A 20,601-nucleotide genomic window follows, 5' to 3' on the forward strand; every position below is an offset into this window, starting at 1 on the left:
CGCGCTGTGGCTGCTGGAAGACGGCAGCAAGGCACGCCTGCTGAAGCTCACGCCGAAGACCTGAGGTAGTGCCGGCCGCTGGCCGGCACCCTGGATCCTTCCAGCATCCTGCGGTTGCCGGCCAGCGGCCGGCACTACCCTTGCCAGACAACCCCGCACGCGGGGGACCTTCACCTCGGTCTTCGTGATGGGCGAGCGCACCCGACGGTGCGCTGTGGCTGCCGGAAGACGGCAGGTAGTGCCGGCCGCTGGCCGGCACCCTGGATCCTTCCAGCACCCTGCGGTGGCCGGCCAGCGGCCGGCACTACCCTTGCCAGACGACCCCGCACGCGGGGTCGTCTGCAATCACTGGATGGTGATGACCTTCACCTCGATCTTCGTGCAGGCCTGGTCCAGGCACTGGCCACTCAACCACACCTGGCCGCTGCCGATCATCACGCCCTGCTGGTTGACGAACACCTTGCCGAAGTCCTGCTCGGACACCGCCTTGACCACCTCCGGCGTGATGATCTTCTCGTAGTTGCGCTGGAACTCTCCGGGGCCGGAGATCTTCTTTCCGCCGCTGATGTTCAAGGGGAATCGCACTTCCTCGACCACCGCAGCGCGATCTCCGCCAACCACGGCGGCCTTGAACGCATTGAAGACCTTTTCGAACTGCGCGGCATCGCCAAGCAACGACTCGATGCGCGCACGCGCATCCTCGGCGGGCGCCTCGGCTGCCGGTGCAGCAGGTGCAGCAGCGGGTTCGGCAGCCGGCGCCGCCGGTTCAGCGGCAGGCGTCGCTGCCGCGTTCGCTTCCATCGGCGGCGGCGCATCCACCGCAGGCTGCGCCGGCGGCTCAGGCTGCGAACAGGCCGCCAGCAGCAGGGCGGGAATCAGGTAGGCCATCCGGCGCATGCGCGCACTCCGTCAAAACAGGAAGCCCGATGGTAGCGCCGCCACAGTGAGGACAACAAAAAGGGGACGGAGGGGATTAAGTCGTTAGTGGCACAAACGACTTAATCCCCTCCGTCCCCTTTTTCTTGATCAGGCCTTCAGCAGTTCGAACTGCACCGCTTCGCCGGCGGCCGACGAGGCACAGACCCACAGGTCGAACTGGCCCGGCTCGGCACGCAGCACGCCATCGCGGCCGGTAAAGGCCAGCTGCTCGCGGGTCAAAGTGAACACCACTTCGGCCGACTCGCCCGGCTGCAGCGCCACCTTGCGGAAGTCCTTCAGTTCACGCACTGGACGCACGCGGCTGGCCACGCGATCGTGGATGTACAGCTGCACCACTTCCTCGCCCGCCACGCGGCCGGTGTTGGTCAGCACGGTGGTGATGGTCAGGGTGTCGTCCCAGCCGAGCTGTGCCGTGCTCAGCTGCGGCACGCCGTAGGCGAAGGTGGTGTAGCCGATGCCATGGCCGAACGGGTACAGCGGTTCGTTGGGAATCTCGCGCCAGCGGGCCTTGAACTCCGACATGGTCGGCAGTTCCGGGCGGCCGGTACGCGGGTGGTTGTAGAAGTACGGCTGCTGGCCGGACACCTGCGGGAAACTGACCGGCAGGCGGCCGGACGGGCTGTAGTCGCCGAACAGCACATCGGCCACGGCATGGCCGGTCTGCGTGCCCAGGTACCAGGTCACCGCCACGGCCTGCGCATTGCGCACCGCGCCCTGCAATGCCAGCGCGCGGCCATTGCGCAGCAGCACCACCAGCGGCTTGCCGGTCATCGCCACGGCCTCGGCCAGCGCCTGCTGTGCCGGCGGCAGGGTGATTTCCACGCGCGACTGCGCTTCACCGCTGTAGCGCTGCGGTTCGCCCAGCGCCAGCACCACCACGTCAGCACGCAGTGCGGCAGCCACAGCGGCTTCTGTGCCGCCGGGAATCGCGGCTTCCAGTTCGCAACCCGGCACGATTTCCAGCAGCGCTTCGTCGCCGATGGCGGCACGCACGCCGGTTTCCAGGTCCACGTAACGCTGCTTGTCGCCGAACAGCGTCCAGCAGCCTTCGATGTTCTCGCGGTCCTGCACGAACGGGCCGATCAGCGCGATCTTCTGCCCGGTCTTCTGCAGCGGCAGCACGTTGTCACGGTTGTTCAGCAGCACGATCGAACGCCGCGCAGCATCGCGCGACAGTTCATCATGCGCGGCAAGGTGCGAGGTATCCGCTTCACGCGCCGGGTCCAGCGACCGGTACGGGTCGTCGAACAGGCCGATGGTCTCCTTCAGCCACAGGATGCGGCGCACGCCCTCATCCAGCACCGCCATCGGCACCTCGCCGCTCTCGACCAGGCCCGGCAGGTGCTCGGCGTAGAAGCCGCTCTGCATGCTCAGGTCCAGGCCGGCGGTGAACGCCTTGGCCGTGGCATCGCGGTCATCGGCGGCATAGCCGTGCGCGACCAGTTCCATGTCGGCGGTGTAGTCGGAGATCACCACGCCCGGGAACTTCCATTCGCCGCGCAGGATGTCGGTCAGCAGTTCGGCATTGGCACTGGCCGGCACGCCGTTGATGTCGTTGAACGAGGACATCACGGTGATCGCGCCGGCATCGAAGGCGGCCTTGAACGGCGGCAGGTGCACATCGCGCAGGGTCTGCGGCGAGATGTCCACCATGTTGTACTCCATGCCGGCCATCACTGCGCCATAGGCGGCGAAGTGCTTCGGCGTGGCCAGCAGCGAATCGGCCGCACGCAGGTCGCTGCCCTGGAAGCCACGCACGCGGGCGGCGGCGAACGCACAGCCCAGCACCACGTCCTCGCCGGCACCTTCGGCGCCACGGCCCCAGCGCTGGTCGCGGGCGATGTCCACGGCCGGCGCATAGGTCCAGTGCAGGCCGGCAGCGGTGGCTTCGATCGCAGTGGCGCGCGCGGTGCGCTCGGCCAGGTCCGGCTCGAAGCTGGCGGCCTCGCCCAGCGGAATCGGGAACACGGTACGCATGCCGTGGATCACGTCGGCGGCGAGGATCACCGGGATGCCCAGGCGGCTCTCTTCGGTCGCGACCTGCTGGATGCGGCGGCCCAGTTCGGCGCCCACACCATTGAACAGCGAGCCGACCTTGCCCTCGCGCACCTGCTGCAGCACCTGGTCGGCATTGCGCACGTTGGCTTCCGGGTTCACGTCCGGGGCGAACGGGCGGACCATGTCCGCGAAGACACCCAGCTGGCCGACCTTTTCCTCGACGGTCATCTGGGCAATGAGGGATTCGATGCGATCGGAGGCCACCGGCAGTCCTTGATGAAAACGTTTACAAGCCCGGCATTCTAGCGATCCCGGGCGATTTTGCGAGAGGTTTCGTCATTCAGCTTCCTCCCCCGGCGGGACCCGCAGGCGCCCGCCAGGGGCACCGCAGCTTACTCCGACCCGGCCAGCTGGCGCTGCCCGGCCATCAACATGGCGTCGCTGGACGCCTGGAACACCCGCAGCCCGAAGGCCGGCAGGATCGCCAGCAGGTGGTCGAAGATGTCCGACTGCACGGCCTCGTACTCGCCCCAGGCGGTGCTGCGGGTGAAGCAGTACAGCTCCAGCGGCAGGCCCTCGGTGGTCGGCTGCAGCTGCCGCACCAGCAGGGTCATGTCGGTATGGATGCCCGGATGGCTGCGCAGATAGCGCTCCACATACGCGCGGAAGGTGCCCAGGTTGGTTACCCGGCGGCTGTTGACCTCGGCCACGCCCTGCTCGCGCAGGCGTCCGTTCCATTGCCCCAGCTCCTGCGCTTTCTCGCGCAGGTAGTCGCGCAGCAGCGCGAACTCGCCGAGGAAGGCCAGGTCACCCTCGTCCAGGAAGCCGACGCTGTGCTGGTCCAGGTACAGCGCGCGCTTGATCCGGCGCCCGCCGGCCTCCTGCATGCCGCGCCAGTTCTTGAACGACTCGGTCACCAGCTTCTTGGTCGGGATGGTGGTGATGGTCTTGTCGAAGTTCTGCACGGTGACGGTGTGCAGCGCGATGTCGATGACGTCACCGTCGGCATTCTGGCTGGGCATCTCGATCCAGTCGCCGATGCGCACGCGGCCATCGCCACTGATCTGCACGCTGGCCACCAGCGACAGGATGGTGTCCTGGAAGATCAGCATCAGCACCGCCGTGGCCGCGCCCAGGCCGGTGACCAGGTAGCGCAGATCGACCCCCGCCAGGGTCGCGACGATCGACAGGCCCGCGATCACGAAGATGACGATCTTGGCGACCTGCAGGTACCCCTTGATCGGCTTGTTGCGGGCCTCGGGGCGGCGCTCGTAGAGATCATTGGCCGCATCCAGCGCATGCGAGAGGGCCAGCACCACGGTCAGGATCGCCCACGCCTGGCAGGCGCCGATGATGAAGCTGACCAGTCCCGGCGGCAGGTCCGGCACGATGCGGATACCCGAGGCGATCACCTGGCTGGGGACCACGTTCGACAGCCGCGAGATCACCCGCATCAGGTGGCTGCCGCGGCCGGTATCGGCGCCGGGAAGGCGGCTGAGCAGACGCCGCAGGCCACGCAACAGGATGCGCTTGGTCACCCAGTTGGCCAGGCCCGCTGCGATCAGCAGCGCCGAGATCATCAACGCCAGGTAGGCGCCAGGATAGGGTTCCAGTGTGTTCTGCAGCCGTTCCAGCCACTGTACCGCCACCACCGCGTCCACCATCCGTTGTCTCCTGTCTGTTTCGTTGTTACCAAGATTGCCGGCCAGCGGCCGGCACTACCGGGGTTTCCGGCCGGCGGCCGGTTTGCCGGGTCAGTCGCGCGTGCGCTCGATGATCACGCCCACCGCGCGCGCACCGCGCACCGCACCGGGCTTGCTCAGCTTCAGGCGCAGCCACTTCACCTCGAACTCGTCCAGCACGATCTGCGCGCAGCGCTCGGCCAGGGTTTCGACCAGGCCGAATTCCGACTCGCGCACGAACTGTTCCAGGCGCTTGCTCACTGCCTTGTAGTTCAGGGTGTGGGCGATGTCATCGGTGGCCGCGGGGCGTCGGTTGTCGAAGCCCATTTCCAGGTCGAACACCAGGTCCTGGCGGATCCGTCGTTCCCAATCGTAGATCCCGATCAGGGCGTCGATCGTCAGCCCTTCGATGAAAACCTTGTCCATTGCGCGTACCGGCACGAATACAGGCGGCCATGGTAACGGCACGGCGGTGAGCCTGCCCGGAACGGGCGGTGGGCGGTCGGCGTGAGGCGGCCCGGAAAAGACAAAGGGCCCTGCTGGCGGGGCCCTTTGGTACCTCTCAACGTCCCCGGCGGGAGCTGGAATCCAGCCGCGAGTCCCGAAGCACACGATGCAGATCGTGGCTGCCTGACGCGGCGGCGTTGCCCGCAGCTTTTCACCCGGCGCTTCGAGGGAGCCATCTGGACGTGGGGCTTGAAGATTGCGTTACCGCAGCTGATCCACGCGCGCTGCCCGCACACCCTGGGCTGGCTGCAGCACCATGAGCGGGCGACGACGGTGTTGGCGGCATCGCCATGGGCAGGGCGTGCGTAATGCGTCCGCCGGGCGAGGCCCGGCGCGACCGGCTCATACCGCCGGCAGCGTCGCCATGTCCCAGCGCGGGGTCACGTCCACCTTCGGCGGGCTGTGCTGGCCGGCCTGCAGCCGCAGCGCACCGGCGAAGGCGATCATCGCGCCGTTGTCGGTGCACAGCGCCGGCCGCGGGAAGCAGGCACGGCCGCCGAGGCGCTCGGCCATCTGCTGCAGGCGCGCACGCAGGCGCTTGTTCGCGCCGACGCCGCCGGCCACCACGATCACATTGGTTCCAGCCGCTTCCAGCGCGCGCTCGCACTTGATCGACAGGGTCTCGACCACGGCGTCTTCAAAGCCGCGGGCGATGTCGGCGCGGGTCTGCTCGCTCTGGTCACTGTCGCGCCAGGCCATCAGGACCTGGGTCTTCAGGCCGGAGAAGCTGAAATCCAGCCCCGGGCGGTCGGTCATCGGCCGCGCGAAGCGGTACGCGCCCGGCGTGCCCTGCTCGGCCAGCCTGGCCAGCTGCGGGCCGCCCGGGTACGGCAGGCCCATAAGCTTGGCGGTCTTGTCGAAGGCTTCGCCGGCCGCATCGTCCAGGGTCTCGCCCAGCAGCCGGTACTGGCCGATGGCGTCCACCGCCACCAGCTGGGTATGGCCACCGGACACCAGCAGGGCCACGAACGGCGCTTCCGGCGGGTCGTCTTCCATCAGCGGCGCCAGCAGGTGGCCTTCCATATGGTGTACGCCCACTGCCGGCACCTCCAGCGCCCAGGCCAGCGAGCGGGCCACGCCCGCGCCGACCAGCAGCGCGCCGACCAGGCCGGGACCGGCCGTGTAGGCCACGCCATCGATATCGCCCACGCCGAGGCCGGCGTCGGCCAGGGTCTGGCGCACCAGCGGCAGCAGTTTGCGGACGTGGTCGCGGCTGGCCAGCTCAGGCACCACACCCCCATATTCGGCGTGCAGGGCGATCTGGCTGTAGACCGCGTGGGCGCGCAGGGCCGCGCTGCCGGACAGGTCGGTGTCATACACCGCCACGCCGGTCTCATCACAGGAAGATTCGATGCCAAGGACTCGCATGCCTGCTATTATGACGCCCCTGCCGCCCCCTCGGGGGACGTGCAGATCTCACTGCTTTCGAACCTCCGGCCCGTATTCAGGGTTGGCCGCTTGCAGTTTGTCTATTCGCCGCTATAATGTGCGGCTCGCCGGGCGTGACCCGGTTCTACTGTGTCCCGGAGATTCCATGCCCAGCGTCAAAGTCCGCGAGAACGAGCCCTTCGAGTTTGCTCTTCGCCGCTTCAAGCGCACTTGCGAAAAGGCCGGTGTGCTGGCCGAAACCCGCAAGCGCGAGTTCTACGAAAAGCCGACCCAGGAGCGCAAGCGCAAGGCCGCCGCTGCTGTGAAGCGTCAGCTGCGCCGCTCGTCGCGCGACGTCACCAAGCGTCAGCGCCTGTACTGATCGGACGCATCTTCATTGCGGCGGGCCTGCCTGTCGCGATGGAGCCGAAGCCGGCACGCGCGAGCGTCGCCGGCTTTTTGCGTTTCCGGGTTCGGGCAGCCGCCCCGCCCCACCTACCACCACGAGGTTCCTCATGAGCATGAAGCAGCAGCTCACCGAAGACATGAAGGCCGCCATGAAGGCGGGCGAGAAGCACAAGCTGGGCGTGATCCGCCTGATCAACGCTGCCATCAAGCAGCGCGAAGTCGACGAGCGCATCGAGCTGGACGACACCGCCGTGATCGCCGTGCTCGACAAGATGGTCAAGCAGCGCAAGGACTCGGTCAGCCAGTACGAAGCCGCCAACCGCGAAGACCTCGCCGAGATCGAACGCGCCGAGATCGTGGTCATCGAAGCCTACCTGCCGGCCAAGATGGGCGAGGCCGAGATCGTGGCCGCCATCCAGGCCGCCATCGCCGAGACCGGTGCGTCCGGCCCGGCCGATATGGGCAAGCTGATGGGCGCCCTGAAGCCCAAGCTCGCCGGCCAGGCCGACATGGGTCTGGTGTCCAAGCTGGTCAAGCAGCAGCTGGCGTAACCCGGCACGCGGGGTCGGATCCCTTCCGCAGCGCGGAAGGGCTCTGACCCCATTGATGCACCCGCTTCACCGCACCTTCGTCGGTCGCCTGCTACAACCGCACACATGGTTGAACCCGAGCCCAACGTTCCCGTGTCCCTGCACAAGTACCTCAAGCGCCTGCAGGACAGCTTTCCGATGGCGGTGGCCAAGCGCTTCATCGACGTCGACGTGCTGACCCAGGCAGCCTCCGTCTCGTTCTACGCCCTGCTGTCGATGGCACCGCTGCTGGTGCTGCTGCTGTGGCTGACCGCCTCGCTGTACCCGCCGGCACAGCAGGCGCTGATCGAGCAGATCAGCTCGGTGGCCGGCAGCAGTGCCGCGACCGTGGCCGAAACCGTCCTGAAGAATGCCGACAACCAACCGGACGTCGGCTCGTTGGCGGGCCTGTGGAGCACGCTGCTGCTGTTCGTGGGCGCCACGGCCGTGTTTGCGCAGCTGCAGAACGCGCTCAACCTGATCTTCCGCACCAGTGGCGAGCGCCTGGAGGGCATCAAGGCCTGGCTGCGCAAGCGCGTGTTCTCGTTCGGCGTGGTGCTGGCCCTGGGCTTCCTGCTGATCCTGTCGATGACTGCCACCACGGTGCTGCAGGTGGCCTTCGCACAGCTGCCTTCGATCCTGCCGGCGCTGGGCTACGCCACCAGCCTGCTGCTGTACGCGGTGGGGTTCGCTTTCATGTACCACTACCTGCCCGACCGTCGCGTGGCGTGGCGCCAGGCCTTCATCGGCGGTGCCATCACCTCGGCGTTGTTCGCACTGGGCCGCTACGGCATCGGCGTCTACATCGCCACCGTGGCACCGGGCAGCGCCTACGGCTCGATGGGTGCGCTGGTGATCTCGCTGGTCTGGATCTACTACGCCACCGTCGTGTTCTTCGTGGGCGCCCTGATGACGGCGGTGATCGACGAGCGCCTGCGCGCGCGCCACCACCTGGCCGCAGCCGGCATTGATCCGGCAACCGCCAGCCAGGTGCCCGACAGGGGGTAAACTAGGGCGACCGCCCCCGGTTCCGTTGCGTGGTCCTGCACCGCGCCCTGCCCTATTGCCCATGGCCCGTATCCCCGACGCTTTCATCGACGACCTGCTGGCCCGCACCGACATCGTCGAGGTGGTGGGCAGCCGCGTGCCGTTGAAGCGCCAGGGCAAGGAATACGCCGCGCGCTGCCCGTTCCATGACGAGCGCTCGGCCTCGTTCACGGTCTCGCCCACCAAGCAGTTCTATCACTGCTTCGGCTGCGGCGCGCACGGCACCGCGATCAGCTTCCTGATGAACTACGACCGCCTCGAGTTCCTCGATGCGGTGGATGAGCTGGCCAAGCGTGCCGGCATGGAGGTACCGCGCAACGAGAACCCGCGCAGCCCCCAGCAGCAGGACGACAGCCGCGAGCTGTATTCGGCACTGGATGCCGCCGCCCGGTTCTTCCAGAAGAACCTGGAAAGCAGCGACAAGGCACGCAGTTACCTCGATGGGCGTGGCGTGGACGAAGAGAACCGCGCGCGCTTCCAGATCGGCTACGCCCCGGACGGGTACAGCGGCCTGCGCGATGCGCTGGGCAAGGACGAGCGGCGCATGAAGCTGCTCGACCGTGCCGGCCTGTTCTCCAAGAACGATCGCGGCCATGTCTACGACAAGTTCCGCGACCGGGTGATGTTCCCGATCTTCGATCGTCGTGGCCGGGTGATCGCCTTCGGCGGCCGCGTGTTCGAGAAGGACGACGGCCCCAAGTACCTCAACTCGCCCGAGACCGCGCTGTTCCACAAGGGCCGGGAGCTGTACGGCCTGTGGCAGGTGCGCCAGGCCAACCAGAAGATCGAGCGGCTGATCGTGGTCGAGGGCTACATGGACGTGGTCTCGCTGTTCCAGTTCGGCGTCACCCAGGCGGTGGCCACGCTGGGTACCGCCACCACGCCGGACCATGCCGAGCTGCTGTTCCGCAACGCACATAAAGCATATTTCTGCTTCGACGGTGATAGGGCCGGGCGTTCAGCGGCATGGAAGGCCCTTGAATCTGTTCTGCCCAAGATGCGGGAAGAAAAGGAGGCCTACTTTCTCTTCCTCCCTGATGGTGAAGACCCAGATTCCATTGTACGGAGCCAGGGCAAAGAAGCATTCGAGGCTCGCCTTGCTGAAGCCATGCCCATCTCCGAGTTCTATTTCAGCCAGAGAATGCAGGGGGCGCAGCTATCAAGCCGGACTGGACGCGCAGCGTTCTTTGACAAGTGCAAAGCTGACATCTTGCGAATGCCCGACAGTGGCTTCCGAGACATCATGGCTGCCCGAATCTTGGAGATGACCGGGCAAAGCGTGTTCGGTGCAAATAGCGGCCCGGTGGCCCCTGCACGGACGATCCAGCCAGTGGCCAAGCGCAGCCTGGTGCGCGGCGCGATCGCCGTGCTGCTGCAGCAACCGTCGCTGGCGCTGACCCTGGGTGGCCAGCATCACTTCCAGGGCCTGCGCCTGCCGGGCGTGGAGCTGCTGCTGGAGCTGCTGGGGCTGGTCGAACAGCGCCCGGACATCAGCACCGGCGCCCTGCTGGAACACTTCGACGGGCGTGAGGAACAGGCTTCGCTGCATACGCTGGCGGCACAGACACTGCCCGGCACCGAAGCCAGCTGGACCCAGGAGCTGCACGACGCGGTGGCCCAGCTGGAGAAACAGCTGCTGGTGCAACGTCTGGAGGAGTTGTTGGCAAAGCAGCGCCAGCAGGGTCTGGACGATACTGACAAGTACGAGCTGCGCGAGCTGCTGAAGGCGCGCGCCGGACTGCGCCTGTAGCGGCAGACCGCTCTCACGGAGAAGACCATGCTGCTGCGCCTGACCTGCCTGCTGTTGTTGTCGCTCTGCCTGCCACTGGCGGCCCTGGCCGAAGAGGCATCCCTCAACGAGGTCCGGCCTGGCCTGTATGCCGGCGGCCAGCCCAGCGCTGCACAGCTGCGGGCCCTGGCCGCGCAGGGGGTGCGCACCGTGATCGACCTGCGCCAGCCTGGCGAGGATCGCGGTTTCGACGAAACCCGTGCCGCCGAGTCACTCGGCCTGCGTTATGTGCGCATCCCGGTGGCCGGCGCCGACGGGCTCGATGCCGCCAACGTGCGCGCCGTGCACCAGGCCCTGCAGCAGAGCCAGGGGCCGGTGCTGCTGCACTGCGCGTCCGGCAACCGTGCTGGCGCCGTGCTCGGCCTGGTCAACGCACGCTACGAACACGCCAGCCCCGAACAGGCCCTGCGGCTTGGCCAGCGCGCCGGCCTGAAGTCGCTGGAAACCGCCACCCGCCAGCGCCTGGCCACGCCGGTCACTTCGCCCTGAACCCTCCGCACCAAGGACACTGCCCACCATGACCCGCTGGTGGTCGCGCCTGCGACCGGACAATTTCACCCTCGCCCTGCTGTGCACCGTCGGCCTGGCCTCGCTGCTGCCGATGAAGGGCGCCGCCGCCATCGTGCTCGACGATGTCACCACCGTCGCCATCGCCGCGCTGTTCTTCCTGCACGGCGCGCGCCTGCCGCGCGAGTCGATCATCGGCGGCATGCTGCACTGGCGGCTGCACCTGACCATCCTGGCCTGCACCTTCCTCCTGTTCCCGCTGCTGGGGCTGATGTTCAAGCCGCTGTCAGGCTGGTTGCTGACCCCGGAGCTGTACCTGGGCGTGCTGTTCCTGTGCACCCTGCCCTCCACCGTGCAGTCGTCCATCGCGTTCACCTCGATGGCGCGCGGCAACGTGCCAGCGGCGGTGTGCAGCGCTTCGCTGTCGAGCATCCTCGGCGTGTTCCTGACCCCGCTGCTGCTGACCGCGCTGGCCGGTACTTCCGGCGGCGTGCATGACCCGCTGCATGCGATCGGCGGCATCATGCTGCAGCTGCTGGTGCCGTTCGTGGCGGGCCACCTGCTGCGGCCGTGGATCGCCGGCTGGGTGGAAAAGCAGCGCGCGCTGCTGCGCTACACCGACCAGGGCACGATCCTGCTGGTGGTGTATTCGGCGTTCGGCGAAGCCGTCACCGAAGGCCTGTGGAGCAAGACGCCGCTGCTGTCGCTGCTGGCGGTGGCGGTGGTCGCCGCCGTGCTGCTCGGCATCGCCATGCCGCTGATCACCTTCATCGCCCGCCGCCTGCGTTTCAACCGCGAGGACGAGATCGCCATCGTGTTCTGCGGCTCGAAGAAGAGCCTGGCCACCGGCGTGCCGATTGCCAAGGTCCTGTTCGCCGGCGGCAGTCTCGGCGCCATCGTGCTGCCGGTGATGATCTACCACCAGATCCAGCTGATCGTCTGCGGCGTGATCGCGCAGCGTTATGCGCGGCGCAAGCCCTGACCATCCGGGGAATGATCCACGCATGGCGTGGATCTACTGTGGAGCCGAGCCCATGCTTGGCTGATGCCTGTGATCCGGCGTAGATCCACGCCATGCGTGGATGTCCGCGCGAACAGGTGGGGTCAGAGCCCCTTCGGGGATCCGACCCCGAGATCACAACCAGGGCAGGATCCAGTGGTCCACCAGCAGGAAGGCGAACAGCGCCATCAGGTAGACGATGGAGTAATAGAACATCTTCATCGAGAACAGCTCGTCCGGCGGGTCCAGCATGCGCCAGGCGTACCAGAGGAACACGGCATTGAGCACGATTGCGCCGCCCAGGTAGAACGCACCGCTCATGCCCACCAGGTACGGCAGCAGGCAGACCAGCGCCAGCACCACCGAATACACCATGATCTGCCTGCGGGTGTGCACCACGCCGTGGGTCACCGGCAGCATCGGGATCTCGGCCTTGGCGTAATCCTCGCGGCGGAAGATCGCCAGCGCCCAGAAGTGCGGCGGCGTCCAGATGAAGATGATCAGCACCAGCAGCGACGAGTACGCCCAGTCCGACGAACCCTGCATGCCGGTCACCGCGGCCCAGCCCAGCATCGGTGGCATCGCCCCGGCCAGGCCGCCGATGACGATGTTCTGCGAGGTCGCACGCTTGAGGTACACGGTGTAGATCACCGCGTAGCCGATCAGCGAGGCGAAGGTCAGCACCGCGGTGATCAGGTTGACCCACAGCACCAGGAGGGTCATCGACAGCACGATGAGCACGCCGGCGAACACCAGCACCTGCCATGGCTTGACCTTGCCCACCACCAGCGGCCGCCACGAGGTGCGCGCCATCTGCGCATCGATGTGCGCGTCCAGCAGCTGGTTGATCGCGGCCGCGGCCGAGGCCGCCAGCCAGATGCCGAGGAAGCCGAGCAGGCCGGCGCGCACCTGCTCCCAGCTGGGCACGCCCGGAATGGCCAGGACCATGCCGACCAGCGCGGTGAACACGATCAGGGCGACGACCTTGGGCTTGGTCAGGTCCCAGTACTGGCGGTAATTGGAAAACATGGAATCAGTCCGGGGCACGCAGGCGGGCCAGCAGGCTGACCAGCACGAACAACAGGGCAACGGCCACGCCGTTATGGGCCACGGCCACTTCCAGCGGCAGTGCCAGCTTCACATTGAGGATGCCGAGCGTGACCTGCAGCACCAGCAGCGCGATCAGCGCACTGGCCCAGCCACGCATGCTCGGCAAACGGAACAGGCGCACGCCCAGCCACAGCAGGTAGACGGCCACCACCACGGCGAACAGGCGATGGGCCATCTGGATGGCGATACGCGAGGCGCCATCGAGCACGCCGCCTTCGTAATCCACGCCGATGCCACGCCACAGCGTGAAGCCTTCGACGAAGTTGTGCTGCGGCCACCACTGGTTGGCGCAGCGCGGGAAGTTGTCCAGCGAGGCGCTGCCACCGCCGCAGGCCAGCGCCGCGTAGTTGGCGCTGACCCAGCCGCCCAGGGCGATCTGGGTGACCAGCACGGCCAGGCCGATGCGCAGCAGCCACTTCAGCTTCGGCGCCTCGGCCAGGGTGATCGGCATGTGCGTGGCACGCCACGCCATCCAGGCCAGCAGCGCGAACATCAGCATGCCGCCCAGCAGATGGCCCATCACCACGATCGGCTTGAGCAGCAGGGTCACCGTCCACATGCCCAGCAGGGCCTGGAAGATCACCACCGCCAGGGTCAGCAGTGCGGCGCGCGCCAGGTCGATGTTGCTCCAGCGCAACGCGGCGATCAGCAGGATCGCCTCGCCGATCAGGGCCAGCGCGCTGGCCGTTCCATGCCAGCCCATCATGTACAGCGGTATGCCGGCGGCCACCAGCACGCAGGCGGTCACCACCGCCGTGGTTCCAAAGCGGCGCTTGCGCGTGGCCAGCAGGGCCAGGGTCAGGATCTCGATGCCCAGCGCGCCGGCCAGGAAGCGGTGCACCTGCTCACGCCAGGCCTTGTGGGTCTCCAGCGGGCGGATCTCCGCCGCCGGGTGGCCGATGGTCTCTTCCACGTGCTGCGGCCAGGTGGCCTGCCCGTAACAGGTCGGCCAGTCCGGGCAGCTCAGGCCGGCATCGGACAGGCGCACGAAGGCGCCGAACATGATCGTGCTCGCCGTCATGATCATGGCGAACCACGCCAGGCGGTGGAAATTGCGGTGCAGCGCCGGACGCGCGGAAAGGCTCATCAAACGGGACTCACTTCAGTTTCAGCAACGTGGCCATGTCCTTGCGCAGGCCACCCAGGTCGGTGCCGGGGGCATGGCGCATGATCACGAAGCCGTTCGGATCGATCACGTAGACCGGCAGTCCAGCCGGATCATCGACGCCGGGCAGCGCCGCGCGCAGGGCTGGCGACGGAGCCAGCGGCCGCAGCGCGGGCAGCGAGGCGATCGACGCCGGTGGCGTTCCCAGCCACAGGATCTCGACATTATCGGCGTTATGGCCGAACAGCTGCCACACCTTGCCCAGTCCCTGCGACAAAGTGACGCACTGCGCGTCGCAGGCACCGGGCGGGGCCACCAGCAGGCGCCAGGTACGGGCTTCGGGGTTCCACGGGTACGGCTGGCCATTGGCCAGGGTCGGTGCCTGCTGGCGCAGGTCCACCGGCGGCTGCAGCAGCTGGCCGGCGTTGCGGTGCCCGGTCGGCTGCCAGCCGGAGAAGCGCAGCACCGCCGCCAGTGCCATCGCCCCGAAGAACACGGCAAACAGCAGCACCAGGGTCCGGCGGCCGGAACCGCGCGCCTGCGGGGACGTAGCAGTGTTCATGCGGGGCATTTTCTCATGGTTGGGCAAGGGGTGCGGGTGCGGTACCCCGGTAGTGCTGGCCGCTGGCCGGCATCCAGGATTGCGGGGGATGCCGGCCAGCGGCCGGCACTACCGGGCCACGGCACGTCGCCTGCGCCACTCCAGCACCAGCGCCACCACCAGCACGGTCAGCGCCAGGCCGAACCACTGCACGGCGTAACCCAGGTGGCGCTGCGGCGGCAGCGTGTTGGGCAGCAGGTCCAGGTCGCGTTCGTCGCCGAAGGGCAGCGCCGGATCCAGGCGCAGCACGCGCTCGGGCAAGGCCGGCAGGCCCAGCGCCGCCGCCAGGCCCTCCGCCGGCAACCGGCTGGCCAGCCAGCGCCCGGCCTCACCGGTGGCAGAGAACGCCGGCCCCAGCGCCAGCCCGGCCGACGGCGGCGGCGCCAATAGCCCGCGCACGGCCACCGGCGAAGGCGGCGACGGCACCTCCGGCAGCGTGCGGTCCGGCGGCAGCGCGCGCCAGCCGAGGTCGACCAGCAGCACGCGGCCTTCGTCACTGCGGAACGGGCGGTAGATCTTTACCCCGGCGCGGCCGTGCCGGGTCTGGTTGTCCAGCAGCACCACGCCGGGCAGGAAGCGGCCATGGTCGGCCACGCCATGCAACGCGCCCGGTGCGGCCAGCGCCTGGGCCAGCGACAGCGCCTGAGCCACCGCTGGCCCCTGCGCATCCAACAGCGCCTGTTTGGCATGCATGCGCTGCAGCTGCCACAGCCCCAATGCGGTGAATCCGGCCATCGCCAGCACGGCCAGAAGCCACCCGATCACGCGCGTGTGCTGGCGCATCATGACAAGTCCGCGCAAACGCGGTCAGATAGGCGCATCCACCCTGCCCTCGAGCCGCGCATGAGTGATTCGCTGAAGACCCTGCTGGTAATCGCGTTTCTGATCGTCATCGTCTGGAATCTGGGCGCCGGCCTGTATTACCTGCTGGTCGACCGCGGCCAGACCAAGCGCACGGTCAACGCGCTGACACGTCGCATCGCGGTGTCGGTCGCGTTGATCCTGCTGGTGATCGTGAGCATCTACATGGGCTGGATCAAACCGCACGGCATCGGCGGCTGACGCCGCAGCCGCCGGGATCAAAGCACGTAGACGAACATGAAGAGCATCAGCCACACCACGTCGACGAAGTGCCAGTACCACGCAGCGGCTTCGAAACCGAAATGGTTGTCGCGGGTGAAGTGCCCCTTGGCCGAACGCAGCCACATCACCACCAGCATGATCGTGCCCAGCAGCACGTGCGCGCCGTGGAAACCGGTCAGCATGAAGAACGTCGAACCGTAGATGCCCGAGCCCAGCGTCAGGTTCAGTTCCTTGTAGGCGTGGAGGTACTCCTCTGCCTGCAGGGTCAGGAAGCCCAGGCCGAGCACCACGGTCAGGCCCAGCCAGACCAGCAGCTGGCGGCGGTTGCCGGCCTTCAGCGCGTGATGGGCGATGGTCAGGGTCACGCCGGAGGTCAGCAGGATCAGCGTGTTGATCAGCGGCAGCCCCCAGGCCGGGATGGTCTGGAACGCACCGCCGATCGCCGCCGGGCCATTGGTCGGCCATCCAGCGGAATAACCCTGCCAGAGCAGCTCGTTGGTCATCACCCCGCGGCCTTCGCCACTGAGCCACGACAGGCCCAGGTTGCGGGTGTAGAACAGCGCGCCGAAGAAGGCACCGAAGAACATCACTTCGGAGAAGATGAACCAGATCATCCCCATCCGGAACGAACCATCGACCTGGTGGTTGTAGCTGCCCGCCTGTGACTCGCGCACCACGTCGCTGAACCACCAGAACAGGGTCAGCACCAGCATCGCGATGCCGACGTAGAACGTCCAGCGCCCCCAGCCGGCATCGTTGAGCCAGCTGGCCACGCCCACCATGGTCACCATCATCGCGATGGACCCCACGAAAGGCCATTTGCTCTGGGCCGGGACGAAGTACACGTTGGCGTCGGTCGGTGTCTGGGCCATGTCGGTATCCGGGTCAGGGTGCGGCGTGCGCGCCGTCCGAGGTGGCGGCCGGGGCCAGCCGATCGGACAACGCGTCGTTGCGGTAGAAGGTGTAGGACAAGGTGATCGTCTTGATCTCCGGCGGCAGGTCCGGATCGACGATGAAACGCACCGGCATGTCGCGCTTCTCGCCGGCCTGCAGCGTCTGCGCGGTGAAACAGAAACACTCGGTCTTGCTGAAGAAGCCCGAGGCACGCGCAGGCGCCACCGATGGCACCGCGCTGCCGACCACGGCAGCTGCGCTGTCATTGCGGGCGAAGTACAGCGCCTCGTTGAGTTCGCCGGGCACCACGTCCATGGTCAGCTGCTCAGGATGGAACGACCACGGCAGGCGCGAATTGACGCCGCCGTCGAACTCCACGCGCACGGTGCGCTTGCCCGCCGCCGCGCCTGCACTGGCTTCCCCTCCGGGACCGCGCTCCAGGCGCACGCCGAACACCTTTTCACAGGCAATGCGGTACAGCGGCACCAGCGAGAACGTCAGCAGGAACACCGCCACCGCCACGCCGATCAGGCGCGGCAGCCCGGCACTGGGTGAGGGCGTGCTGGCCGGTGCCTCGCTCATCGCCCGATCACCCCGCTGAGGATGAAGCCGACATAGACCAGTACGGCGATGGCGCCGACCCACATCGCCGTGCGCTTCGCACGCTGGCGCTGCTGCTCGATGCTTCCGCCCTGGTAGAGCCGACCGCTGGTCGGCTGCTCTTCATTGTTGTAGAGCCGACCGCTGGTCGGCTGCTTCTCATCCGCCGAACATGGCTCGACTCTACCGATCGGGAGCGGGCTCTCGTTATGCATGCCCCACCTCAATGCGTGATGTCGTCATGCGCCAGGTCCCCCGGGCGGAGGGTCGGCGGCGTGGTGAAGGTGTGCGCCGGTGCCGGCGACGGCAGCGTCCACTCCAGCCCGCGCGCGCCTTCCCAGGAACGGGCCTCGGCCTTCTCACCGTTGCGCAGCGAGGACAGCAGGATCGCGGCCATCATGAACGGAGTGACGAACATGCCGAACGCGCCGATCGAACTGATCAGGTTCCAGTCGGCAAAGGCCACGCTGTAATCGGGAATGCGGCGCGGCATGCCGGCAAGGCCGAGGAAATGCTGCGGGAAGAACAGCAGGTTGACGAACACGATCGACCACCAGAAGTGCACCTTGGCCCACTTCTCGCTGTACATGCGCCCGGTCCACTTCGGCCACCAGTAGTACACCGCGGCGATCAGCGCGAACACCGCGCCGGTCACCAGCACGTAGTGGAAGTGGGCGACCACGAAGTAGGTGTCGTGGTACTGGAAGTCGGCGGCGACGATCGCCAGCATCAGGCCGGAGAAGCCACCGATGGTGAACAGGATGACGAAGGCCACCGACCACAGCATCGGCGCCTCGAACGTCAGCGAGCCGCGCCACATCGTGCTGACCCAGTTGAACACCTTCACCCCGGTCGGGATCGAGATCAGCATGGTGGCGAACATGAAATAGATCTCGCCGCCCAGCGGCATGCCCACGGTGAACATGTGGTGGGCCCAGACGATGAACGACAGGAACGCGATCGCGGCGGTGGCGTACACCATCGCCTGGTAGCCGAACAGCGGCTTGCGGCTGAAGGTCGGGATGATCTCGCTGACCACGCCGAAGGCGGGCAGGATCATGATGTAGACCTCGGGATGCCCGAAGAACCAGAAGATGTGCTGGTACATCACCGGGTCACCGCCACCGGCGGCGTTGAAGAAGCTGGTGCCGAAGAACTTGTCGGTCAGCAGCATGGTCACCGCACCGGCCAGCACCGGCATCACCGCGATCAGCAGGAAGGCGGTGATCAGCCAGGCCCAGCAGAAGATCGGCATCTTCAGCAGGTCGATGCCCGGCGCGCGCATGTTGAGCACGGTGGCGATGATGTTGATCGCGCCCATGATCGAACTGATGCCGGCCACGTGGATGGCGAACACACTGAAGGCAACGTTGTAGCCACCCTGCAGCGACAGCGGCGGGTACAGCGTCCAGCCACCGGCCGGCGCGCCACCGGGCAGGAACAGGGTCAGCAACAGCAGGCTGAAGGCCACCGGCAGCAACCAGAACGACCAGTTGTTCATGCGCGGCAGCGCCATGTCCGGCGCGCCGATCTGCAGCGGGATCATCCAGTTGGCGAGGCCGACGAAAGCCGGCATCACGCCGCCGAAGATCATCACCAGTGCATGCACGGTGGTCATCTGGTTGAAGAACTCGGGCTTCACGAACTGCAGGCCCGGCTGTGCCAGCTCGGCGCGGATCACCACGCTCATCGCCGCACCGATGATGAACATGATGAAGCTGAAACCCAGGTACAGCGTGCCGATGTCCTTGTGGTTGGTCGAGAAGAACCAACGCTCGAAGAAACTCTGCTGGTGATGGTGATCGTCGTGCCCAACTGCCGAGTGCGCCATTGCAAAACACCTCTCAGAATCGGTTGTCACCACGGCCGCGGGCGGCCGCGGGCTTTACATCACGCGCCGCTGGCTGCGGTGGCAGGTGCGCTGCCCGCTTCTGCAGCAGCAGGCGCAGCCGGTGCCTCGCCCGCCGGTGCAGCCGGTTCGGCAGGTGCCGCAGGCGTGGCCGGCTCGGCAGCCGGCGCCGGCTTGCGCTGCGCCAGCCACTGCTTGAAGTCCTCCTTGGACACCGCCTCGACCACGATCGGCATGAAGCCGTGGTCCTTGCCACACAGCTCGGCGCACTGGCCGCGGTAGACGCCGGGCTGCTCGATGCGGGTCCAGGCTTCGTTGATGAAGCCGGGGATGGCGTCCTGCTTCCAGCCCAGCGCCGGCACCCACCAGGCGTGGATCACGTCGTCGGAAGTGATGACGAAGCGGACCTTGGTATCGACCGGCAGCACCAGCCGGTTGTCGACATCCAGCAGGTAATGCGGATGGCTTTCGCGGGTCGGTACGATACCGCTCTGCCGTACGCGGTCGGACTCGCGGTCCAGGCGGCTGGTGAAGGTGACGTTCTCGCCGAGGTATTCGTACTTCCACATCCACTGGTAGCCGGTGACCTTCACCGTCATCTCGGCATCGCGGGTGTCGTACATCTTGATCAGGTTGGCCGTGGCCGGCCATGCCATCACGATCAGGATGATCACCGGGATCACCGTCCAGATCACTTCGGCCTTGGTGTTGTGGCTGAAGGTGGCGGCGACCGCGCCCTTGGATTTGCGGAACTTGAAGATGGCGTAGGCCATCGCCCCGAACACGATGACGCCGATCACCGTGCAGATGATCAACGAGAGGTTGTTCGATTCCCAGGCCAGGCGCGAGGTCTGGGTCACCCCCTTGCCCATGTTCAGCTGCCACGGCTTGGGATCGGCCGCCTGGGCCCAGGCCAACGCCGGAACCCATCCCCCGGCCACCATGGCGGCGACCGCTGCAACGCACTTCGTGCCCCACCTGCTGCTTTGCTTCATTGCCTAGACCCTTAGCGTCGTCGGTGGCCGCCATCGCTGGCGGCGAGCAAGCTTTCAAGTGTCTCTGCGAGCGTCTGGCGTTCGGCCGGCGCGAGGAAACTCCCCACCTCCACCTGCCGGCCGCTGGATGCCAGCCGGACCCTCTCATCGTCGGTGAGCAGGCGCACCCAGTGCGGGTGGGCCCGGAACACCGGCGATCCACCGGGTACGGGGATGACCTCCACGTACGCCGGTACTACCCGGATCTCCTCCTGCCGTTCACCGCTGCGCCACAAGGCACGCAGCGCGGCCGCCAGCACCAGGCTGTACAGCAGCGCGAACAGGGGGGCGAATGCATTGCCGGCCCACCACCCGAGGGCGGACACCAGCCACATCGCACCCGACAACACGGTGAACAACAGGACGAACTGCCGGGCATCGAGCGCCCGTGGGGGACGCAGCCGCAGCTGCGTACCTGACCCATCCGGAGCTGGAAGCACCTCGATCATGTCGCAACCGCGTTCCTGCCGCGGGAAACGTCTCGATGGTAGCCCCGCCCTCTCGCCGGTAG

General features: G+C 67.1%; 22 protein-coding genes. 7 read left to right on the forward strand and 15 right to left on the reverse strand.

Annotated elements, in window-relative coordinates:
• Positions 1 to 345: 345 nt before the first annotated feature.
• From LRM18_RS19735 to tsaD, 5 genes are all read right to left on the reverse strand, one after another.
• Positions 346 to 897: a hypothetical protein gene (locus LRM18_RS19735; RefSeq protein WP_270955332.1), complete on the reverse strand. Its 552-nt coding sequence runs from the start codon at positions 895 to 897 to the stop codon at positions 346 to 348.
• Between the two features lie 129 nt (positions 898 to 1,026).
• Positions 1,027 to 3,201 (reverse strand): glycoside hydrolase family 3 N-terminal domain-containing protein, encoded by a 2,175-nt coding sequence (locus LRM18_RS19740; protein ID WP_064237513.1) that lies wholly within the window; start codon positions 3,199 to 3,201, stop codon positions 1,027 to 1,029.
• A gap of 128 nt (positions 3,202 to 3,329) precedes the next feature.
• The gene (locus LRM18_RS19745; protein ID WP_057494755.1) at positions 3,330 to 4,601 is read right to left on the reverse strand and encodes a mechanosensitive ion channel domain-containing protein; all 1,272 of its coding nucleotides are present in this window, start codon (positions 4,599 to 4,601) and stop codon (positions 3,330 to 3,332) included.
• Between the two features lie 90 nt (positions 4,602 to 4,691).
• Complete coding sequence (gene folB / locus LRM18_RS19750) at positions 4,692 to 5,045, reverse strand: dihydroneopterin aldolase (protein ID WP_049465349.1); 354 nt, start codon at positions 5,043 to 5,045, stop codon at positions 4,692 to 4,694.
• A 423-nt stretch (positions 5,046 to 5,468) separates the two neighbouring features.
• The gene (gene tsaD, locus LRM18_RS19755; RefSeq protein WP_049465351.1) at positions 5,469 to 6,494 is read right to left on the reverse strand and encodes a tRNA (adenosine(37)-N6)-threonylcarbamoyltransferase complex transferase subunit TsaD; all 1,026 of its coding nucleotides are present in this window, start codon (positions 6,492 to 6,494) and stop codon (positions 5,469 to 5,471) included.
• Positions 6,495 to 6,660: 166 nt separating this feature from the next.
• On the opposite strand from tsaD, the gene rpsU reads away from it, so the two are divergent.
• The 6 genes from rpsU to LRM18_RS19785 all read left to right on the forward strand — a co-directional run bounded on the left by rpsU (position 6,661) and on the right by LRM18_RS19785 (position 11,796).
• On the forward strand, positions 6,661 to 6,876 hold the full coding sequence (gene rpsU, locus LRM18_RS19760; RefSeq protein WP_002808376.1) for a 30S ribosomal protein S21: 216 nt from the start codon (positions 6,661 to 6,663) through the stop codon (positions 6,874 to 6,876).
• A 133-nt stretch (positions 6,877 to 7,009) separates the two neighbouring features.
• Entirely contained in the window at positions 7,010 to 7,453 is a 444-nt protein-coding gene (locus LRM18_RS19765) for a GatB/YqeY domain-containing protein (protein WP_005415013.1), read from the forward strand.
• A 105-nt stretch (positions 7,454 to 7,558) separates the two neighbouring features.
• The gene (locus tag LRM18_RS19770; protein WP_049465353.1) at positions 7,559 to 8,479 is read left to right on the forward strand and encodes a YihY/virulence factor BrkB family protein; all 921 of its coding nucleotides are present in this window, start codon (positions 7,559 to 7,561) and stop codon (positions 8,477 to 8,479) included.
• A gap of 61 nt (positions 8,480 to 8,540) precedes the next feature.
• Positions 8,541 to 10,268, forward strand: a complete 1,728-nt coding sequence (gene dnaG / locus LRM18_RS19775) for a DNA primase (protein WP_270955334.1) — start codon at positions 8,541 to 8,543, stop codon at positions 10,266 to 10,268.
• 27 nt (positions 10,269 to 10,295) lie between these two features.
• A complete protein-coding gene (locus LRM18_RS19780; protein ID WP_103281916.1) occupies positions 10,296 to 10,796 on the forward strand; it encodes a sulfur transferase domain-containing protein in 501 nt (166 codons plus the stop codon).
• Between the two features lie 28 nt (positions 10,797 to 10,824).
• The gene (locus tag LRM18_RS19785; protein WP_005407800.1) at positions 10,825 to 11,796 is read left to right on the forward strand and encodes a bile acid:sodium symporter family protein; all 972 of its coding nucleotides are present in this window, start codon (positions 10,825 to 10,827) and stop codon (positions 11,794 to 11,796) included.
• A gap of 153 nt (positions 11,797 to 11,949) precedes the next feature.
• Here LRM18_RS19785 and cyoE read toward each other — a convergent pair whose 3' ends face one another.
• The 4 genes from cyoE to LRM18_RS19805 form a co-directional block, all read right to left on the reverse strand.
• A complete protein-coding gene (cyoE, locus tag LRM18_RS19790; RefSeq protein WP_049465359.1) occupies positions 11,950 to 12,843 on the reverse strand; it encodes a heme o synthase in 894 nt (297 codons plus the stop codon).
• Between the two features lie 4 nt (positions 12,844 to 12,847).
• Positions 12,848 to 14,011: a COX15/CtaA family protein gene (locus LRM18_RS19795; RefSeq protein WP_053505031.1), complete on the reverse strand. Its 1,164-nt coding sequence runs from the start codon at positions 14,009 to 14,011 to the stop codon at positions 12,848 to 12,850.
• 10 nt (positions 14,012 to 14,021) lie between these two features.
• Positions 14,022 to 14,591, reverse strand: coding sequence for a hypothetical protein (locus LRM18_RS19800; protein WP_049465364.1), 570 nt, complete (start codon positions 14,589 to 14,591; stop codon positions 14,022 to 14,024).
• Between the two features lie 108 nt (positions 14,592 to 14,699).
• The gene (locus LRM18_RS19805; RefSeq protein ID WP_049465366.1) at positions 14,700 to 15,416 is read right to left on the reverse strand and encodes an SURF1 family protein; all 717 of its coding nucleotides are present in this window, start codon (positions 15,414 to 15,416) and stop codon (positions 14,700 to 14,702) included.
• A gap of 57 nt (positions 15,417 to 15,473) precedes the next feature.
• Here LRM18_RS19805 and LRM18_RS19810 point away from each other — a divergent pair, with 57 nt between their 5' ends.
• Positions 15,474 to 15,692 (forward strand): twin transmembrane helix small protein, encoded by a 219-nt coding sequence (locus LRM18_RS19810; protein ID WP_005412025.1) that lies wholly within the window; start codon positions 15,474 to 15,476, stop codon positions 15,690 to 15,692.
• Positions 15,693 to 15,709: 17 nt separating this feature from the next.
• On the opposite strand, the gene LRM18_RS19815 is transcribed toward LRM18_RS19810, so the two are convergent.
• The 6 genes from LRM18_RS19815 to LRM18_RS19840 are packed head-to-tail and all read right to left on the reverse strand — an operon-like array spanning position 15,710 to position 20,539.
• Positions 15,710 to 16,585: a cytochrome c oxidase subunit 3 gene (locus LRM18_RS19815; protein ID WP_053505029.1), complete on the reverse strand. Its 876-nt coding sequence runs from the start codon at positions 16,583 to 16,585 to the stop codon at positions 15,710 to 15,712.
• 13 nt (positions 16,586 to 16,598) lie between these two features.
• Positions 16,599 to 17,189, reverse strand: a complete 591-nt coding sequence (locus tag LRM18_RS19820) for a cytochrome c oxidase assembly protein (protein ID WP_049465371.1) — start codon at positions 17,187 to 17,189, stop codon at positions 16,599 to 16,601.
• Complete coding sequence (locus LRM18_RS19825; RefSeq protein WP_064237508.1) at positions 17,186 to 17,422, reverse strand: hypothetical protein; 237 nt, start codon at positions 17,420 to 17,422, stop codon at positions 17,186 to 17,188. The genes LRM18_RS19820 and LRM18_RS19825 overlap by 4 nt, the downstream gene beginning before the upstream one ends.
• A gap of 8 nt (positions 17,423 to 17,430) precedes the next feature.
• Positions 17,431 to 19,038, reverse strand: a complete 1,608-nt coding sequence (gene ctaD / locus LRM18_RS19830; protein WP_049465376.1) for a cytochrome c oxidase subunit I — start codon at positions 19,036 to 19,038, stop codon at positions 17,431 to 17,433.
• Between the two features lie 59 nt (positions 19,039 to 19,097).
• Complete coding sequence (coxB, locus tag LRM18_RS19835) at positions 19,098 to 20,051, reverse strand: cytochrome c oxidase subunit II (protein ID WP_154329923.1); 954 nt, start codon at positions 20,049 to 20,051, stop codon at positions 19,098 to 19,100.
• A gap of 11 nt (positions 20,052 to 20,062) precedes the next feature.
• Complete coding sequence (locus LRM18_RS19840; protein ID WP_049471508.1) at positions 20,063 to 20,539, reverse strand: DUF2244 domain-containing protein; 477 nt, start codon at positions 20,537 to 20,539, stop codon at positions 20,063 to 20,065.
• Positions 20,540 to 20,601 lie beyond the last annotated feature (62 nt).

The organism is Stenotrophomonas sp. PI_27, from assembly GCF_027854495.1.
GTDB classification, from domain to species: domain Bacteria; phylum Pseudomonadota; class Gammaproteobacteria; order Xanthomonadales; family Xanthomonadaceae; genus Stenotrophomonas; species Stenotrophomonas pavanii.

What these genes read in the sequence shown, in the direction of transcription:
- LRM18_RS19735 (WP_270955332.1), bottom strand. Translation starts at nt 897, where the DNA reads ATGCGCCGGATGGCCTACCTGATTCCCGCCCTGCTGCTGGCGGCCTGT.
- LRM18_RS19745 (WP_057494755.1), bottom strand. Translation starts at nt 4,601, where the DNA reads ATGGTGGACGCGGTGGTGGCGGTACAGTGGCTGGAACGGCTGCAGAAC.
- folB (WP_049465349.1), bottom strand. Translation starts at nt 5,045, where the DNA reads ATGGACAAGGTTTTCATCGAAGGGCTGACGATCGACGCCCTGATCGGG.
- tsaD (WP_049465351.1), bottom strand. Translation starts at nt 6,494, where the DNA reads ATGCGAGTCCTTGGCATCGAATCTTCCTGTGATGAGACCGGCGTGGCG.
- rpsU (WP_002808376.1), top strand. Translation starts at nt 6,661, where the DNA reads ATGCCCAGCGTCAAAGTCCGCGAGAACGAGCCCTTCGAGTTTGCTCTT.
- LRM18_RS19765 (WP_005415013.1), top strand. Translation starts at nt 7,010, where the DNA reads ATGAGCATGAAGCAGCAGCTCACCGAAGACATGAAGGCCGCCATGAAG.
- LRM18_RS19770 (WP_049465353.1), top strand. Translation starts at nt 7,559, where the DNA reads ATGGTTGAACCCGAGCCCAACGTTCCCGTGTCCCTGCACAAGTACCTC.
- dnaG (WP_270955334.1), top strand. Translation starts at nt 8,541, where the DNA reads ATGGCCCGTATCCCCGACGCTTTCATCGACGACCTGCTGGCCCGCACC.
- LRM18_RS19780 (WP_103281916.1), top strand. Translation starts at nt 10,296, where the DNA reads ATGCTGCTGCGCCTGACCTGCCTGCTGTTGTTGTCGCTCTGCCTGCCA.
- LRM18_RS19785 (WP_005407800.1), top strand. Translation starts at nt 10,825, where the DNA reads ATGACCCGCTGGTGGTCGCGCCTGCGACCGGACAATTTCACCCTCGCC.
- cyoE (WP_049465359.1), bottom strand. Translation starts at nt 12,843, where the DNA reads ATGTTTTCCAATTACCGCCAGTACTGGGACCTGACCAAGCCCAAGGTC.
- LRM18_RS19795 (WP_053505031.1), bottom strand. Translation starts at nt 14,011, where the DNA reads ATGAGCCTTTCCGCGCGTCCGGCGCTGCACCGCAATTTCCACCGCCTG.
- LRM18_RS19800 (WP_049465364.1), bottom strand. Translation starts at nt 14,591, where the DNA reads ATGAACACTGCTACGTCCCCGCAGGCGCGCGGTTCCGGCCGCCGGACC.
- LRM18_RS19805 (WP_049465366.1), bottom strand. Translation starts at nt 15,416, where the DNA reads ATGATGCGCCAGCACACGCGCGTGATCGGGTGGCTTCTGGCCGTGCTG.
- LRM18_RS19810 (WP_005412025.1), top strand. Translation starts at nt 15,474, where the DNA reads ATGAGTGATTCGCTGAAGACCCTGCTGGTAATCGCGTTTCTGATCGTC.
- LRM18_RS19815 (WP_053505029.1), bottom strand. Translation starts at nt 16,585, where the DNA reads ATGGCCCAGACACCGACCGACGCCAACGTGTACTTCGTCCCGGCCCAG.
- LRM18_RS19820 (WP_049465371.1), bottom strand. Translation starts at nt 17,189, where the DNA reads ATGAGCGAGGCACCGGCCAGCACGCCCTCACCCAGTGCCGGGCTGCCG.
- LRM18_RS19825 (WP_064237508.1), bottom strand. Translation starts at nt 17,422, where the DNA reads ATGCATAACGAGAGCCCGCTCCCGATCGGTAGAGTCGAGCCATGTTCG.
- ctaD (WP_049465376.1), bottom strand. Translation starts at nt 19,038, where the DNA reads ATGGCGCACTCGGCAGTTGGGCACGACGATCACCATCACCAGCAGAGT.
- coxB (WP_154329923.1), bottom strand. Translation starts at nt 20,051, where the DNA reads ATGAAGCAAAGCAGCAGGTGGGGCACGAAGTGCGTTGCAGCGGTCGCC.
- LRM18_RS19840 (WP_049471508.1), bottom strand. Translation starts at nt 20,539, where the DNA reads ATGATCGAGGTGCTTCCAGCTCCGGATGGGTCAGGTACGCAGCTGCGG.